Genomic DNA, 16,638 nt, shown 5'->3' on the forward strand with positions numbered 1-16,638 from the left:
TTTGCACATGATAGCCGGGGGTGGAGTTGGGCTGAGTGCGTGGGCATTGGTGAGCCCGCGTCGATAAAGGGGGTATCGATCCGCGGGCTGTTTTGCGGTTTTCTCGCCGGCTTGAGGTCTGGACGGATTGGCGTTTGTCGCTTCTCTTTCGTTTGTTTGTCCGGGACGTTGGGCGCGGGTGGTGCGTTAGTGCTTGAGTCGGATCGGCTGACGCGCGATGTCCGCGCTCACGCTCGACGCGCTTTTGACTTTGACGGGCGTGCGTTTGCGTGGCGTGGTTTTGGCCGGCGCCGGGGTTTCCGCCGCTATCTTCGACGCGTCCGCGAGTAGGCGCGTGGCCTGGCCGGCCGTGATGCGCGTGTGAGCGATGCCCTTGGCGTCCAGGGCGATGACCTGAAAAAGTTCGCGGTCGCAGGCAAGTTCCTGCTGGTATTGCTCGCCTGTTTGGACGAGTAATTCGAGCATGGTTCGCTGGCGGCGACGTTCGTCGCTGGTGATTGCCGGGTTTTTACAGAGCGTGGCCGCGAGGGCGACTAGCGTTTCCAGTTTGCTCATCTGCCGGTCGCATAAGTCGAAGGCGGATAGGGCGAGCTTTTCGTATTGGAGTGCGTCGACTGGCGGGCGTGATGCGGGTTGTCGTTTTGTGGTTTTGGTCATGATGCGATCTCCCTTTTTGACTTGCTTTGGGGTGCCCGACACTCGCTTTAAGGTGGTGAGCGGGCACGTGATGGGATTGGAAGACCGGTGTTCTAACGAGCCGGCGAGCCTCGCGGCTCTCCCACCACGGCCCGCCCATTGTTGAGGACGTGCAGGGTAGACGCACGACCCGCGTGGGCGGATGTGCGGTTAGAACAACAGGCTTCCAAACCCGGCCCTTGGGTGTTTTTCCGAGGGCTTGGTGATTATAAGCGGGGTGAGAGGGTAATGTTCAACTGGGTGGGATAAATGGTCGGGTTTCGCTGATTGGATAAGGATTTGATTGGCGGGCTCGCGTCAAAAGCACTGCATGCTCGGATGCCGTATTTCTTAAATAATCCCAGTTAGTTCTCAAGTTTCTAAGAAAAGGTACTGCTGCGCGTCCTATTGGCCTCGGCTAACTGTGCCGGTCTTTTGGGCATCACGAGGATTAGCCCGCTTCTGGATTGGTTGTACAGCGAGAACGGCTATCGGCTACTCGCGCCGCTTTTCCGCCTATTCGGCGCCGTGGGCGTTGAAGGGCATGAAAGACGTAATAGTGGGCGTGCTGCTCGTGGCGAGTTTCATCATCGCGTTGTTCATCGCATGGATCCTCATTGCCTTGCTGAACCGCTGAAAAACGCGAGACCTTCAACCACGGCAATAAAGACCCCTACTTCACCCCTCCCAACGCCAACCCCTTAACCAAATACCTCTGCAACCACGCAAACACCACCGAGACCGGCAAAGTCGCACAAAGCGTGGCGGCCATCACAAGATGCCACTCGACAACATACTTCCCTGCGACCATATCAGTCACTTGCACGGTAAGCGTCTTATTCTCCGGCGACCGAATCAACGTATAAACAACAGCAAACTCATTCCACGCATTGATAAAAGTAAAGATCGCTGTAACGACAATCGCAGGCACGGCTAACGGCAAGAACACCTGGAAAACAGCCCTCGTCCTCCCGCACCCCTCGAGCCAAGCCGCTTCCTCGAGATCTCGCGGCACAGTCTGAAAGTAAGAAGACAACATCCAAACAGCAAATGCGATATTAAAAGCCGCATAAGAAACGATAACCCCAATCTTGGAGTCAACCAGATTCCCATCGCCATAAGGAATCATCGCGGCGAGCCGGAACAGGCCCACCACCAGCAAGATCGGCGACAACATCTGCGTCACCAGAAGAAACTGTCGATACAACCCTCGCCCGCGAAACGGAAACCGCGCCAACGCATAAGCCGACGGCAAGCTCACCGCCAGCGCAAGCAACGTCGACAGCAAACTGATCACGGTGCTGTTCCGCAAAGCCACACCGAAATTAGCCGCCTTCCACATATCGACAAAATTGCTCCACTGCCAATGCACCGGCAACCACCGCGCCGGATAAACAAAGATTTCCGAAGCCGGCTTCAACGCAGTAAACAACATCACGGCAAACGGAAACAACACCACCACAACCAGCGGCGACAACGCCAACCAGCACCACAGCGAGCGCTTGGTCTTCAAGCTGAGGCTCATATCGGATCTCCTTCTTTCGCGGGCTGCAAGCGCAGATAGGCGATCGAAAAAACGAACAGCATGACGAGCATGATCAGCGACACCGCCGCGGCTTCGCCGGGACGCCCCAGCCGGAATCCTAGCTCGTACAGATACGTGACGAGAATATGCGTGCTGTTATCCGGCCCGCCTTGCGTCATGACCCAGATAATCGGAAACGAGTTGAACACATAGATCACGTTCAACAGAATCGCCATGTTGATGAACGGCCGCAACAGCGGCATCGTCAGCTTGCGAAACTGCTGCCAGGCGCTCGCGCCATCCATGCGCGCCGCTTCGTAAATATCGCCCGGCACCGACGACAACCCGCCCAGCAGAATCGTCACCGTAAAGGGAATCGACACCAGAATGCCCACCGCGATCTCCACGGGAAACGCGAGCTCCGGCGTCGCCAGCCAATGGATCGGGCCGTTGATCAACCCCAAGCGCTGCAACGTCACGTTGACCATGCCGTAGTCATCGTTGAAGGACCAGCGCCACACGACGGCGGTCATTGTCAGCGAGACGGACCACGGCAGCATCACGATCGTGCGCGCCACGCCGCGTCCATGGAAATCCTGATTCAGCACCAGCGCAACCGGCACCGAAATCAACACCGTGCCGCCCACCACGAACACGGTCCAGACAATCGTCCGGCGAGCCGCCGAGAGAAACGTGGGATCGGTAAAGACGGTGTAGAAGTTTTGCAGACCGGTGAAGCCGCGAATCGCGCCGAAGCGCGATACCTCGTGCAGCGATTGCCACACGATGTTGAAAATCGGATAGCTGATGATGAACAGCGCCAACACCAGGCTCGGCGCAATCAGCAACCAGGGCGCTTGCAGGCGCGAAGAAGCGGAACGGCTCATGCGTGCTCGATCGTAAGAGGCGTGCGTCAATCAGCGCACGCGACGGGATGGGCCGGATACTGCATTCGTGCAATACGAGCGAAACGCGCGCCGCCTTCGCAACGGCGGCGCGCGTTTCGTGTTCAGCAACTTACAAAGAAATCGCTGCGCAACCACACAGCGATCAATGACCGAGCGACTTGTTCGCTTGCGTGGCCGCCGCGTTCAACGCATCCGCCGGTTTCGCCTTGCCCAGGTAGACCGATTGCATCGCATCGGTCACGGCCTTCGCGGTGTCTTCCCAGCCGGTCACGGTCGGTGCGAAGCGGGCCGTCGGCAGCAACGCGACGAAAGCCTTGGTGTCGGGATCGTTGAACGCCGGATCGCTCGATTCCGCCTTGGTGGTCGGCAGGAAGCCTTCGGTCGTCGTGAACTCCACACGCGGTTCTTTCGTGAACAGATAGTCGAGGAACTTCCACGCGGACTTCTTCACCTTGGAGTTCTTGAACATCACGATCGAGTCCGTCACCGCATAGGTGGCGTGCGTCGTGCCCATCGGAATCGGATCGATGCCGTACTTCAGGTTCGGCGCTTCCTTCTTGATCTGCTTCGCGAGGAACGGCGCGGAGATCATCATCGCGACGCGGCCCTGCTTGAACAGGTTCTGCACGTCCTCGCGGCTGAAGCCGGTCACGCCCGGTTGCGTCAGACCCTGATCGATCATCGTCTTATAGAGCGTGGCCGCCTTGATGCCGGCCGCCGAATTGAACGCGGCCTTGCTGTCCTTGCCGACGACGTCGCCGCCGTTGGTCCACAGCGCGTAGTAATAGTAGACGTCCGTTTCGATTTCCTTGCCTTGCAGGCCGAAGCCGGCAACGCCTTGAGCCTTCAGTTTCTTCGACGCTTCTATCACGTCGTTCCAGGTTTTCGGGCCGTCGGGATAGCCGACCTTCGCGAGCAGGTCTTTGTTGTAATAGAGCGCGCGCGCGGATGCGGCGATCGGCAAGCCGTACACCTTGCCGTTGATTTCGCCCGGTGCGAGGAACGGGCCGATGAAGCGGCCCTTGAAGCTCGCGTCCATGTAGCCGTCGAGCGGTTCGGCGACGTCGTCCTTCACGAAGTCGAGCAGCCAGCGCGTGCCGACGATCGCGAGGTCGGCGTTGGCGCCACCGGAAATGTCGGTTTGGAGTTTCTGTTGCAGCGTGTCCCAGTTCACGTCTTCGATCTTGATGGTCGTGCCGGGATTGGCCTTCTCGAAGTTGCGGGCCATTTTTTCGAAGTACGGCGCGGTGGCGTCGCTGTAATGCGCGACGGTGACGCGGACCGTGTCGGCATGAGCCGCCACGGCGATACCTGCAAACGCGAGCGCCACGGCAACTTTGCCTAGCGCGAGGGAAGCACGGGCATGCAACGACATTCTCTCTCTCCTGTGTCGATCGGAGTTAGCGCTTTAGCGCTTACTCCGGTCCCAACCAGCGGTGTCGATCGGAGTTAGCGCTTGAGCGTTTACTCCGGTCCCAACCAACGTGTCGATCGGAGTTAGTGCTTTAACGCTTACGCCGGTCCATCCAACGATGGTTGGGGGTGGTCCGCTGCCGTCGCCGGCCGCTGCGGTTGAATTGTTTGAAAAAATCCTACAGGACGCAAAATAGCTTGTCACGTAGGGTCTGCGATATTTCTTCTCAGCCGTGTTTGTGCATAAGATGCTCTAAACCAAGGGGTATTCTGTATTGCGCGAAGTCACGGATACCCAATCTTCGGGATGGCTAGGCAACCGCATTGAAAGTCAGTGTGTAATAAATTTACAGGCCAGATGCGATCCCCGGCAGCGAATCAGGAGCGAGGGCAGACATGAATCGTGTGGTGTTGGTCACGGGCGCTTGCGGCGGCATCGGCAGCGTGTTGTGCAGGCGTTTCGTGGAGCAGGGCGATACGGTGCTCGCGCTCGACATCGACGCGGTCGCGCTTCACGGCTTGGCCGCGCAACTCGGCGCGGCGCACGTCACGCCGATTACAGCCGATCTCTGCGACGCCGCCGCGGTGCAGCAAGCGGTGGCCGGCGCGGTCAAGTCGCGCGGTCCGGTGGACGTGCTGGTCGCCAACGCGGGCGCGGCGGAAGGGCTCACGCTCGCCACAACCGATGCCGCGAGCTGGCAACGCGACATTCATTTGAATCTGAACGGCACGTATCACACGGTGGAAGCGGTGCGCGCGTCGATGATCGAGCGGCGCCAGGGCGCGCTCGTGTTGATCGGCTCGGTGAACGGCATGGCCGCGCTCGGTCATCCGGCGTATAGCGCGGCGAAGGCCGGGCTCATCAGTTACACGAAGGCGCTCGCGGTTGAACTCGGCCGCTACGGGATTCGCGCGAATATCGTCTGTCCGGGCACGGTGAAGACGCAAGCGTGGCAGGCGCGCGTCGATCGAAACCCGCAAGTGTTCGAGGATCTGAAGAAGTGGTACCCGTTGCGCGACTTCGCGACGCCTGACGATATCGCGGATGCGGTGTTGTTCCTTGCGTCGCCGATGGCGCGGGTGATTACCGGCGTCGCGTTGCCGGTCGACGGCGGCCTGATGGCGGGCAATCGTCTGATGGCGGAAGAACTGACGCTCGAATCGCTGTAAGAGGTTTGAGCACGTCGAACCCCGCGCGAAGTGGAACCAACGAAGCACGACGATGAGGACAGCATGGCAGCAGTGCAACTGAGCGGCATCTTCAAACGCTATGGCGACACGCAAGTGGTGCACGGCATCGATCTGCATATCGACGACGGCGAGTTCGTCGTGCTCGTCGGTCCGTCGGGCTGCGGCAAGAGCACGCTGATGCGCATGGTGGCGGGGCTCGAGGAAATCAGCGGCGGCGATCTGATGATCGGCGGCACGCGTGCGAATACGCTGCCGCCGCAGCAGCGCAATATCTCGATGGTGTTTCAGAGCTACGCGCTTTATCCGCATCTTTCGGTCTACGAGAACATTGCTTTCGGGCCGCGGATTCGCAAGGAAGCGGCGGCGAATTTCAAGCCGCGCATTGAAGCCGCCGCGAAGATGCTGAACCTCGGCGGTTATCTGGACCGCTTGCCGCGTGCGCTTTCCGGTGGTCAGCGGCAACGTGTGGCAATGGGGCGCGCGGTGGTGCGCGAACCGTCGCTGTTCCTGTTCGACGAACCGCTGTCCAATCTCGACGCGAAATTGCGCGTGCAGATGCGCACGGAAATCAAGGCACTGCATCAGCGGTTGAAGAACACGGTGATCTACGTCACGCACGACCAGATCGAAGCGATGACGATGGCCGATCGCATCGTCGTGATGAACGCGGGGCGGATCGAGCAGATCGGGCGTCCGTTGGAACTGTATGACCATCCGGCGAACCTGTTCGTCGCGAGCTTTCTTGGTTCGCCGTCGATGAATTTCGCCGAAGGCGTGCTGGAGCGTCGCGCGCAAGGGCAGGGCCTCGCGTTGAAACTGAACGACGGCGGCGAGATCGTGCTGGAGGGCGCGCCCGCGTCGGCGGTGGTCGGCGCGAAGGTCACGCTCGGCGTGCGGCCCGAACACATCGAGACCATGACGCAAACGCCGGACGCCACGATGGCAGTGGAAGTCGTCGAGCCGACTGGCGCCGAGACCCACTTGTACGGGAAAATAGGCGGCGGCATGTGGTGCGTGACGACTCGCCAGCGCTCGAAGGTCGAGCCCGGTCAGCGCGTCACGCTGCGTCTGCCGGCCGAGCATATTCATCTGTTCGATACGCAGAGTGGACGCAGGCTGGTCTGAACCGCGCGTTGCCGCTCGAGCATGATTCGAGCCGAATGAAAGTGATTGAAGCTGCGACGCGACGCGGATTCATTTAACCCATAAGGAACACCGGGTGTCCGCACCGAACTTGATTCCTCACATCCGCAGCGCACTGGCTAATCTGCGGCCCGCCGAGCGCAAGGTCGCCGAGATGGTGCTGAGCGATGTCGACTTCGCGATGCGCGCGAGCATCACTGAACTCGCGCAGCGCGCGGAGGTTTCCGAGCCTTCCGTTACGCGGTTTTGTCGCGCGATCGGTGCGCATGGTTTGCGCGACTTCAAGATGCAACTGGCGCAGAGCGTGGCGGGCGGGGTGCCGTATGCGTCCACGGCGGTCGCGCGTGACGACGATGTGAAGACGTTGATCGACAAGGTCGGCGAGGCTGCCGTCGATGGAATCACGCATGCGCAAGCTGCGCTCGATCCGGCGGTGGTCGAGAGTGCGATTGCGGCGTTGTCGAGCGCGCGGCGGGTGTTTTTCTTTGGCGTCGGCTCGGGGTCGGGGCTCGTTGCGCAGGATGCGGCGTTGAGGTTCTTGCGGCTCGATATCGCGTCGACGGCTTTTACCGACGGCCATTTGCAGCGGCTTTATGCGGGGCTGATGGAGCCGGGCGATGTGGCCTTTGCGATTTCGCATTCGGGGCGCAGCGTCGAAGTGAATGAAAGCATTCAGATCGCCAAAGAGCGTGGGGCGACCACGATTGCGCTGACTAATGTCGGTTCGCGGTTGGCGTGGCTGGTCGATATTCCGCTGTTATTGCGCGTGCCGAGTCCGATTGATCCGAACACGCCGGGCGTGTCGCGGCTCGTGCATTTGTGCATCATGGATGCGCTGGCTATCGGCGTCGCGCTTAAAGCGGGTCCCAAAACCCTGGAGAAGGTGCGGCATGCGAAAGCGCGGTTGGCGTCGCATGAGCCGGAGGCGGCGGGGGATTGATGCGGTGAGTGGCGTTTAGTCGGTTGTTCGGAATGAGCGAGCCAGCCGTGTGAGAAGGGTGCGGTTTACGCCATTCGATTATTCGACTGCCAAAACGATTGTTTCCGCCAGCCGCCGCCTGCCTGGCAAGCGTTCACCCCGCCCCCGCCATCCACCCAAACCGCCGCGACAACCTCGACGCCGCCGCCCGCAACGTCTGCGCTGGCGCACCGGCCGGCTCGCTATCGAAGCTGCCGCTCGGCCCCATCAGCGCGAGCACGAGGCAAATGCTGCCGGTATGGTCGAACACCGGCGCGGCCAGCGTGTCGATACCAGGCACAGGGCGGCTGAGAGCAGTATCGATGCCGTCCGCGCGGATTTGCGCAAGGCGCTGCGCGTAGGCTTTGCTCAACTGCGGCAGCGGTGGCGCGGCGTTCTTACGACCTGCGCCTTTCAGCGCCGCCGGATCGTCAAGCACCTTCCCCACGAAAACCTCGGCAGCCTGAGCCCCCGCCAGCCGCAAATGATCCTGCGCCAACAGCCCAACGCGCACATCGTCCGCGACATAGGCCGCGAACACGCGTCCAATCGCCGTATTCACCAGCGACATCACGGTGCCGACCCGCAAGCTCACATGCAGCGGCCGCGCCGATTCCTCGAGCCGCACGACGGTTGGCCCGAGCGGCCCGAGCACGGCCATCGCGACGCTCATCGCCGTCGACGCCGCCAGTTCCACCACTTCCGGCTCGGCCTCCCGCGTCGGCGACAAGCGCTGCAAGCCGATCAACCCAAGCTCCAGCGCAAGCGGCCCCGCCAGGAAACAGCCCGCCGCATCGCGATCGAGCAAGCCGATTTTCAGCAGACTCACCAGATGCGGAAACGCCTTCGCCGGCGGCATGCCCGCAGCCGCCGCCAGGTCGCGCAAGGTCAAGGGCCGCGCGGCCGCGACCAGCGCCGCGAGCAGCTCGCCCGTGCTATCGAGCGATTGAATGCCGCGCTGCGGTTTCGTATCCGTGGAAGCGGCGGCGGTGTGCGAAGTGTCGAGAGAATCAGTCACGATGCGGAAGTAGCCAATAAGGAAGGCGCTGCCGCCAACTCGGCGCCGATGTCATGAGCCGCGGCGAGCAACGCGCGAGCGATCGCACCATCGGCCGCGACGTCGATCGCGCCGGTCGAGCCGATCACGGTCAACGCGAGCGATAAGCGGCCGTCGGTATCCAGCACCGGCGCACTCAAACTGCTGATGCCCGGACTCGGCGCATCCACGCTGGTTTCCAGTCCGCGCGTGCGAATCGCGACCAGCGTCGCCTCAAAAGCGGCGCGTTCATCGGCCGGCATCATGGCCGCGATTTTCCCTGACGACGCCCCGCCCGACTGATTCGCCCACATCGCCTCAACCGCCTCGCGCGGCAGATAAGCGCAAAACACGCGACCCGTCGACGTGGCCGGCAGCGACATCACCGTGCCCACATGCAGATTCACGTGCAACGGAAACCCCGCATGTTCATAGCGAACGATGGTCGGCCCTTGCGGTCCCGCAATGCAAATCGCGACGCTCAAGCCGATCGCTTCGGCCAACGCCGCCACGCGCGGCACGGCGGCGCGAAACGCCGGCTGATTCTCCAGATGCAGCAAACCGAGCCGCAAGGAAAGCGGCCCCGGTTCGTATCGGCCGGATAACTCGTCGCGTTTGATCAGACCTAAGCGGCTCAAACTCACCAGATACGCATGCGCCTGCCCCGGCGCGATCTGTGCGGCGGCGGCGAGATCCGACAACGCCAGCGGACCGCGCGCCTGCGCGAGCGCCAGCAACACGCGGCCACCGACCTCGACGCTCTGAATGCCGCGCTGCGTCTTGCCGCCGTCCGCCGTCTCGTTGCCGCCGGCGTTTTTGCCGGTGGCTGGTTTCGCTGCTTTGCTCACACCCGAGCTCGTCTGTGAAAAAGGGTTCATGTTAACCGAAGGCGTGCGTCTTCCTGTCCTCATCTTTAGTCCTCGATGAATTTGCGTATGGCGATACACTTCGCTATTGACAAATAAACGGACGCAGCCATAAGATGCATTCACCCCGACATACCGGCGCAGTCACAGAGTCAAAACGGGGCGAGACAATCCTCCAATACCGCAGCCAGCGCAGTCGCGCGCGGTCGGCCGTCTCGCCTCATATCCAATTCTCGAGGGAGACAAGCATGGCAAAGGCATTCGCATCCCAGGCCGATCTGGAAGTCAAGAAAGTCACATGGACGCAATTGTCCGAGAACGCCTACGCGTACACCGCCGAGGGCGATCCGAATTCCGGCGTGATCATCGGCGACGACGGCGTGCTGATCGTCGACACCACCGCCACGCCGGCGATGGCGCAAGACCTCATCGCCCGCATCCGCAGCGTCACGGATAAACCGATCAAATACGTCGTGCTCTCGCATTACCACGCGGTGCGCGTGCTCGGCGCCTCCGCGTATTTCAAGGAAGGCGCGCAAGAGGTGATCGCGAGCCGCGGCACCTACGAAATGATCGTCGAGCGCGGCGAAGCGGATATGAAGTCGGAAATCGAACGCTTCCCGCGTTTGTTCGCCGGCGTCGAAACGGTGCCCGGCTTGACGTGGCCGACGCTCGTGTTCGAAAAGGAAATGACACTGTTCCTCGGCAAGCTCGAAGTGCGCATCGCGCATCTGGGCGCCGGCCATACGAAGGGCGACACGGTGGTGTGGCTGCCGTCGCAGAAGGTGCTGTTCTCCGGTGACCTGGTCGAGTACGACGCGGCGTGCTATTGCGGCGACGCGCAGCTCGAACAATGGCCGGCCACGCTCGAAGCGCTGCGCGCGCTAAAAGCGGACAAGCTGGTGCCGGGCCGCGGCCCCGCGCTGACCACGCCGGAAGACGTCGACAAAGGCCTCGATTACACGAAGGACTTCGTCACCACGCTGCTGCAACAGGGCCGTGAAGCCGTCGAACAGAAGCTCGATCTGAAGGCCGCGATGGCGCACACGCGCAAGGCAATGGATCCGAAGTTCGGCCATGTGTTCATCTATGAGCATTGCCTGCCGTTCGACGTCTCGCGTGCGTTCGACGAAGCCAGCGGCATCACGCATCCGCGCATCTGGACCGCGCAGCGCGACAAGGAAATGTGGGACGCGCTGCAAGCCTGATAAGAAAAGCGCACCAGAGTAGAGAAGGACGGAGACACAACATGAGCACCAACTACCAGACGCTGTCGTTCGAATACAAGCCGTGCCGCGAGCAGTCCGAGCGCGGCGGCGCGGGCCAGGCGGCCTATCCCGTGATCGTGGTCGGCGCGGGCCCGGTGGGTCTCGCCACCGCGATCGACCTTGCGCAGCAGGGCGTGCCGGTCGTGCTGGTCGACGACGATTGCTCGCTGTCCACTGGTTCGCGGGCGATCTGTTTCTCGAAGCGCTCGCTCGATATCTTCGATCGCCTGGGCTGCGGTCAGCGCATGGTGGACAAGGGCATTAGCTGGAATGTCGGCAAGGTGTTCCTGAAAGACGAGCTGGTGTACACGTTCAATCTGCAACCGGAGGCGGGTCACAATCGGCCCGCGTTCATCAACCTTCAACAGTATTACGTCGAAGGTTTCCTGCTCGAACGTGCGCAGGAAATGCCGAACATCGAGATCCGCTGGAAGAGCAAGGTTGTCGGTGTAGCGCAGAACGGTGCGCCGGGTGCTCGAGACGCCGGCGTCTCGCTGACGATCGACACACCCGACGGTCCATATGATCTGCGCGGCCGTTATGTCGTCGCCGCCGACGGTTCGCGCAGTCCAATCCGCAATCTGCTGGGACTCGACAGCAAGGGCGTCACGTTCAAGGATCGCTTCCTGATTGCCGACGTGAAAATGGAAGCGGACTTTCCGACCGAGCGCTGGTTCTGGTTCGATCCGCCGTTTCATCCGAATCAGTCGGTCTTGTTGCATCGTCAACCGGACAACGTGTGGCGGATCGATTTCCAGCTCGGCTGGGACGCTGACCCTGTACTGGAAAAAACGCCGGAGCGCGTGATTCCGCGTGTGCGCGCCTTGCTCGGACCGGACGCGAAGTTCGAACTGGAATGGGTGAGCGTCTATACGTTTTCGTGCTTGCGCATGGAGCGTTTCCGGCACGGCAACGTGCTGTTCGCGGGCGATTCCGCGCACGGCGTGTCGCCGTTCGGCGCGCGCGGCGCGAATAGCGGCGTGCAGGATGCTGAAAATCTCGCCTGGAAACTGGCGATGGTGCTCGAAGGCAAAGCGCCGGACACCTTGCTCGATACCTATGCAAGCGAGCGCGAATTCGCCGCCGACGAGAACATCCGCAACTCCACGCGCTCAACCGATTTCATTACGCCGAAAAGCCCGGTGAGCCGCGTGTTCCGCGACGCCGTGCTGAAGCTCGCGCGCCATCATCCGTTTGCGCGGCAGTTGACGAATAGCGGCCGGCTCTCCGTGCCGGCGGTGTTGCGCGATTCCCCGCTGAATACCGCGGACAGCGACAGCTTCGAAGGCGCGATGGTGCCGGGCGCGTCGTGCGTCGATGCGCCTGTGCAGCAGGAAGGACAACCGGCGTGGCTGTTGCAGCAACTCGGCCAGCAGTTCACCGGCGTGTTGTTCCGCGGTGAGCAAGGCATCGATCACGCGACGCAGGCCGCGTTGGATGCGTTGCAAGCGAGTCCGATTCCGTTGAAGCTCGTTGTAGTGACGAGCGGCAATGCAAAGGCCGCGTCCTCCACCGGCGTGCAAATCGTGCACGACGCCGAAGGTCTTGCAAGCGCGCGCTACGACGCGAAACCCGGCACGTTCTATCTGATCCGCCCGGACCAGCACGTCTGCGCGCGTTGGCGGCAACTCGACGTGGACGCCGTGGCGCATGCATTGAAGCGCGCATTGTGCGTCGAAGGCACCGCCTGAAAACAGCACGCAAAAGCACGAATAGAAAATAGCAGGAGACGAACATGGCACTGAACACGCGACCCAATCTCGAACGCCCCGACGATTTCTACGAGGCGCTGATCGACATGCATCGCGATCTGGACGACGCGCAGAGCCAGTCGGCCAATGCGCAACTGATCCTGTTGCTCGCCAACCATATCGGCGATCACGCGACGCTGCTCGAAGCCATGCGTTACGCGCACGAAGGCGCGGCAGACACGTCGCCGCGCGGCGGCGAAGCGCATCCTTTGGCGGCGTAAGCCGGCAACGTAGCGACCAGGAGAGCAAGCACGCGCGTGGCCATTTCAAAGCTCACGCGCATTCCACCACGGCAGCGCTGCGCATCCGCGCCAACGCCTGCCGTTCCAGCAGAAGACACAACGCGGCGCATCAAGACGCCGGACCCAGCGGGTCCGTTGGACCCTCACGTTTGGAGATAACCGATGAGCCAATCCCTCGCCCCCGCGCTCAAGCCGGGCGCATCCGCTGCTGCGCACGACGATCTGCTGTATCGCAAGGTCTCGCTGCGGATCATTCCGTTTCTATTCGTCTGCTACGTGGTGTCGTTTCTCGACCGCATCAATATCGGCTTCGCGCAATTGCAGATGAAGCATGACCTCGGTTTTAGCGACGCAATGTACGGTCTCGGCGCGGCGGTGTTCTACGTCGGCTACGTGCTCTGCGAAGTGCCGAGCAACTTGCTGCTCGCGCGTTTCGGCGCACGCCGCACGTTCACGCGGATCATGCTGCTGTGGGGCGTCGCGTCGGTCGGCATGATGCTGGTGTCGAAGCCCGCGCACTTCTATTTGCTGCGCTTCATGCTGGGCGTATTCGAAGCGGGCTTCTTTCCCGGCATCGTGCTGTATCTGACTTACTGGTATCCGGCGCGCAGGCGTGCGGCGGTGCTGTCGATCTTCTTCGCGGGCGTCGCGGTGGCCGGCGTGCTCGGCGGACTGGTGTCCGGCTGGATCATGCGCGACATGGGCGGCGTGTGGGGCATGTTCGGCTGGCAGTGGATGTTCATCATCGAAGGTGCGCCCGCCATCGTGCTGGGTCTGATCGCGGCGTTCTATCTGGTGGACGGCCCGCAGCACGCAAGCTGGCTCAACGCCGAGGAAAAAGCGCAACTGATCGCGCAACGTGACGAGGACCGCCGGCCGATCTCCGGCGCGCATTCGTCGCGTGCGCTCATCCAGGCGCTGCGCAATCCGCGGGTTTATCTGTTCGCGTTCATCTATTTCTCGCTGACGTGTGCGTCGTTGACGCTGAGCTTCTGGATGCCGCTGATGATTCGCGACTTCGGCATTCACGACGTATTGGCGATCAGCCTGTATAGCGTGGTTCCGAACGCTGTCGGCGCGGTGGGGCTGATTCTGATTGCGCGTCACTCGGATCGCCGCGGCGAACGCCGCCGCCATTTTGCGGCGTGCACGATCGGCGGTGGCATCGCACTCTCGCTGTTGACGCTGCATCTGAGCAGCTTCCCGGCGATGCTCGCGATTCTCTCGCTGGCCGCGGTGTTGATCTTCGCCGCGCTGCCGATCTTCTGGACGGTGCCGTCGAGCTATCTGTCGGGCACCGTGGCCGCGGCCGGGATTGCGTTGATCAGCAGCATCGGCATTACGAGCGGCATCGTGAGCCCTTGGGTGATCGGTCTCATCAAGACGCACACCGGCAGCATGGATAACGCGCTTTATGTGTTGACCGCGTTGCTGTTCGTCAGCGGCGCTGCATTGCTGATCGGCGTGCCGAAGGAGATGAAGCGCATCTAAAGATCGAGTGGCTTCGGGCGTCAGTTCGGGTAGAGTCGCGATTATTGCCTTGCGAGCGCGTGTATCACGTCCGAACCTTTGCGATGTATTCGATCGAAGCTGTTCCATTGCCGCACGAGGGCCCGTCCGACATGATGTTGTGGCGGGTCGATTTCGCTTTCGCCGCGTCGCTGGATGACGCGGCCTTCGCGCCGCTCAGCGGCGACGAGCGCGCGCGTGCCGGCAACTTCCGCCGCCATGAGGATGCGTTGCGCTTTGCGAGCGTTCGCGTCGCGCTGCGTGAGCAACTTGCGCCGCGGCTCGGCATCGCGGCTAACGCCGTCCGTTTTACGCCCGATGCAAACCACCGTCCCCGTCTCGCGGATTCCAATGCGTACGACTTCAACGTATCGCATGCGGGCGCGCATGGGCTCATCGCGATGTCGGCGGTTCGGCGCGTCGGCGTGGACATCGAGCAGCGCAGCGATGAATTCGATTGGCGTTCGATTGCGTCGTTGACGCTCGCGCCGGACGAGGCCGCATGGATCGAGCGTCTGGACATGAGCCAGCAGATCGACGCCTTTTACGACGCCTGGGTCGCGAAAGAGGCGCTCGTGAAAACGACGGGCGTGGGCGTCACGCGCGGGTTGCAGCATTTGACGGTGTTGCCGCGCGAGCGTACTCAAGTGACGCTGCGCAACCGGATTGCGGACGACATGCGCGAGATCGCCGCATGCTGGATCGCGGCGCCGGATGGATATGCCGCGTGCGTGGCGTGGTCGACGAAAACGCGCGGCTAGGCGCTCGCCGGATCGAACGCCGAAGCCTTCGGCCAGCCAAAGGTATGCACCTGCGTGACTGGTTGCGCGAGCGCGACCGCCGCGCGAATCTTGCCGGGCATCGGCAGATCGAGCACATGCCAGCGGCCATGCTCCGCGAGATCGAACGCGTGCGCTGTGGCATCGCTCAGGAGCAGGTCCGCATCCAGATCGACGGGCGCATGGCGCAACGCATTGCACAGGCTGCTGTAGCGCACGTGTCGGCGTGAGGCTTCGGGCAGCTCGCCAATCGCATTGCCAGGCGACGGCGCGATCACGCTCAGTCCCAGCGCCGTCGACGCAATGCCGACGACGATCCAGATACCGCCATACGCAATATCGATGACGATGCCGCGGCCATCATGCGGATGACGCGCGCGCAGCTTCTCTTCGCCGTCGTCCAGGAGATCGATGCTGCGAGGCTCGCAGTCGAACAGATTCCCGACGATCCAGCGCGCCACCACGCGCGCGACGATAAAGCGTTTGCGCAGCGCGGCGTTCGGATGCAGCCGCGCGCGCTCGCGCTCGGTCTTCGAGAGCCAACTGTCGCCTTCCTGCACCGGCACGGGCAGCCATTCACAGCGGAATCGCCACAGATGCAGCTCGCCCGCGTGCGGCGCGGCAAGGCTGCGCGGATAGTGGCGCGTCAGCGGGTGCGATACGAATGCGGGCGCGGCCGCGGAGGCGATGACGCGAGCGATTCGCGCGGGCTGCGCGATGCGTTCGATGCTGGCATCGGCGGACGCCTCGTCCACGTCGGCCGCGCGTGGGTTGCCGCTGTCGGCGTCCCGCGCATGCTTCGACACGGGCGGCGCCGCGGACGCTAATTCCGGTTCAAGTTCCAACGGCATGCGCTCCGCTCCTCAATGCATATACGTGACGCGGCGCGCTTGCACGTCGAGTTCCACGCCGGCGTCGAGCAGATCGATCGCGAACCAGCGGATCAGCTTCAACACGCCGCTGACGGCAGGCCCAGGCAGCCACTCGCTCAGCATGCGCAACGCGGCGCCGCTATGCGTTTTTTGCAGCAGCGCGATGGTTTGCAGAATCACGGCTTCGTCCTTGCCGAGGTCGCTTGCGCAGCGGCAGCGCATGTCGAGCGGACGATACGACACATGCATCAGCGAACGCATCAGCAGGTCGAAGTGTTCGATGCCGTCTTGCCGCAAGCCCACGCCGCTCAGAATGTCGCGCCAGTGCACGCCGCCGCGCGCGGTTTCGCAAGCCGGCCGAAGCCATGTGCGTACCGCGCTGAGGACCGTGCGGTCGGGGGCGTTGGTGCTGTCGGCCAGATGATCGTCGATCAGTTCGGGACGGCTGCTGTAGTGAGAGCGGAAGTTCATCGATGCTCCTGAATGGACACGGTCCAATGCG

The 16,638-nt window shown here is 62.2% G+C and carries 16 protein-coding genes; 8 read left to right on the top strand and 8 right to left on the bottom strand.

All coding sequences use genetic code 11. The annotated features are described in order from the left end of the window. Positions 1–186: 186 nt before the first annotated feature. From ACOCG7_RS01500 to ACOCG7_RS01515, 4 genes are all read right to left on the bottom strand, one after another. Positions 187–657, bottom strand: a complete 471-nt coding sequence (locus tag ACOCG7_RS01500) for a hypothetical protein (protein ID WP_421377666.1) — start codon at positions 655–657, stop codon at positions 187–189. 691 nt (positions 658–1,348) lie between these two features. Next, complete coding sequence (locus ACOCG7_RS01505; protein ID WP_421376576.1) at positions 1,349–2,200, bottom strand: carbohydrate ABC transporter permease; 852 nt, start codon at positions 2,198–2,200, stop codon at positions 1,349–1,351. Beyond that, positions 2,197–3,087 (bottom strand): carbohydrate ABC transporter permease, encoded by an 891-nt coding sequence (locus tag ACOCG7_RS01510; RefSeq protein WP_083082056.1) that lies wholly within the window; start codon positions 3,085–3,087, stop codon positions 2,197–2,199. The genes ACOCG7_RS01505 and ACOCG7_RS01510 overlap by 4 nt, the downstream gene beginning before the upstream one ends. 163 nt (positions 3,088–3,250) lie before the next feature. Continuing rightward, a complete protein-coding gene (locus ACOCG7_RS01515; protein WP_083082058.1) occupies positions 3,251–4,483 on the bottom strand; it encodes an ABC transporter substrate-binding protein in 1,233 nt (410 codons plus the stop codon). Positions 4,484–4,917: 434 nt separating this feature from the next. On the opposite strand from ACOCG7_RS01515, the gene ACOCG7_RS01520 reads away from it, so the two are divergent. From ACOCG7_RS01520 to ACOCG7_RS01530, 3 genes are all read left to right on the top strand, one after another. Beyond that, positions 4,918–5,691 (top strand): SDR family oxidoreductase, encoded by a 774-nt coding sequence (locus ACOCG7_RS01520; RefSeq protein WP_083082060.1) that lies wholly within the window; start codon positions 4,918–4,920, stop codon positions 5,689–5,691. 63 nt (positions 5,692–5,754) lie between these two features. Further along, positions 5,755–6,837 (top strand): ABC transporter ATP-binding protein, encoded by a 1,083-nt coding sequence (locus ACOCG7_RS01525; protein ID WP_083082061.1) that lies wholly within the window; start codon positions 5,755–5,757, stop codon positions 6,835–6,837. 94 nt (positions 6,838–6,931) lie between these two features. Next, a complete protein-coding gene (locus tag ACOCG7_RS01530; protein WP_083082063.1) occupies positions 6,932–7,795 on the top strand; it encodes a MurR/RpiR family transcriptional regulator in 864 nt (287 codons plus the stop codon). A 133-nt stretch (positions 7,796–7,928) separates the two neighbouring features. Here ACOCG7_RS01530 and ACOCG7_RS01535 read toward each other — a convergent pair whose 3' ends face one another. Then, positions 7,929–8,831 (bottom strand): IclR family transcriptional regulator, encoded by a 903-nt coding sequence (locus tag ACOCG7_RS01535; protein WP_083082065.1) that lies wholly within the window; start codon positions 8,829–8,831, stop codon positions 7,929–7,931. After that, positions 8,828–9,727 carry an IclR family transcriptional regulator gene (locus ACOCG7_RS01540; protein WP_083082095.1) on the bottom strand — a complete coding sequence of 300 codons (900 nt, stop codon included), beginning with the start codon at positions 9,725–9,727 and terminating at the stop codon, positions 8,828–8,830. The genes ACOCG7_RS01535 and ACOCG7_RS01540 overlap by 4 nt, the downstream gene beginning before the upstream one ends. Positions 9,728–9,963: 236 nt before the next feature. On the opposite strand from ACOCG7_RS01540, the gene ACOCG7_RS01545 reads away from it, so the two are divergent. From ACOCG7_RS01545 to ACOCG7_RS01565, 5 genes are all read left to right on the top strand, one after another. Then, positions 9,964–10,923 (top strand): MBL fold metallo-hydrolase, encoded by a 960-nt coding sequence (locus ACOCG7_RS01545; RefSeq protein ID WP_083082097.1) that lies wholly within the window; start codon positions 9,964–9,966, stop codon positions 10,921–10,923. 41 nt (positions 10,924–10,964) lie between these two features. Beyond that, entirely contained in the window at positions 10,965–12,674 is a 1,710-nt protein-coding gene (locus ACOCG7_RS01550; RefSeq protein WP_421376581.1) for an FAD-dependent oxidoreductase, read from the top strand. 44 nt (positions 12,675–12,718) lie between these two features. Continuing rightward, positions 12,719–12,955, top strand: coding sequence for a DUF2783 domain-containing protein (locus tag ACOCG7_RS01555; RefSeq protein WP_083082100.1), 237 nt, complete (start codon positions 12,719–12,721; stop codon positions 12,953–12,955). Between the two features lie 183 nt (positions 12,956–13,138). Continuing rightward, a complete protein-coding gene (locus ACOCG7_RS01560; protein ID WP_421376583.1) occupies positions 13,139–14,467 on the top strand; it encodes an MFS transporter in 1,329 nt (442 codons plus the stop codon). A gap of 83 nt (positions 14,468–14,550) precedes the next feature. Then, positions 14,551–15,246 (top strand): 4'-phosphopantetheinyl transferase family protein, encoded by a 696-nt coding sequence (locus tag ACOCG7_RS01565; protein ID WP_310122254.1) that lies wholly within the window; start codon positions 14,551–14,553, stop codon positions 15,244–15,246. On the opposite strand, the gene ACOCG7_RS01570 is transcribed toward ACOCG7_RS01565, so the two are convergent. Together ACOCG7_RS01570 and ACOCG7_RS01575 are read right to left on the bottom strand one after the other, a co-directional pair. Then, complete coding sequence (locus ACOCG7_RS01570; protein ID WP_421376586.1) at positions 15,243–16,115, bottom strand: hypothetical protein; 873 nt, start codon at positions 16,113–16,115, stop codon at positions 15,243–15,245. The genes ACOCG7_RS01565 and ACOCG7_RS01570 overlap by 4 nt on opposite strands. Positions 16,116–16,127: 12 nt before the next feature. Then, positions 16,128–16,607: a hypothetical protein gene (locus ACOCG7_RS01575; protein WP_421376588.1), complete on the bottom strand. Its 480-nt coding sequence runs from the start codon at positions 16,605–16,607 to the stop codon at positions 16,128–16,130. Positions 16,608–16,638: the final 31 nt, after the last annotated feature.

The organism is Paraburkholderia sp. DD10, assembly GCF_049177125.1.
In the GTDB taxonomy this organism is placed as follows: domain Bacteria; phylum Pseudomonadota; class Gammaproteobacteria; order Burkholderiales; family Burkholderiaceae; genus Paraburkholderia; species Paraburkholderia terricola.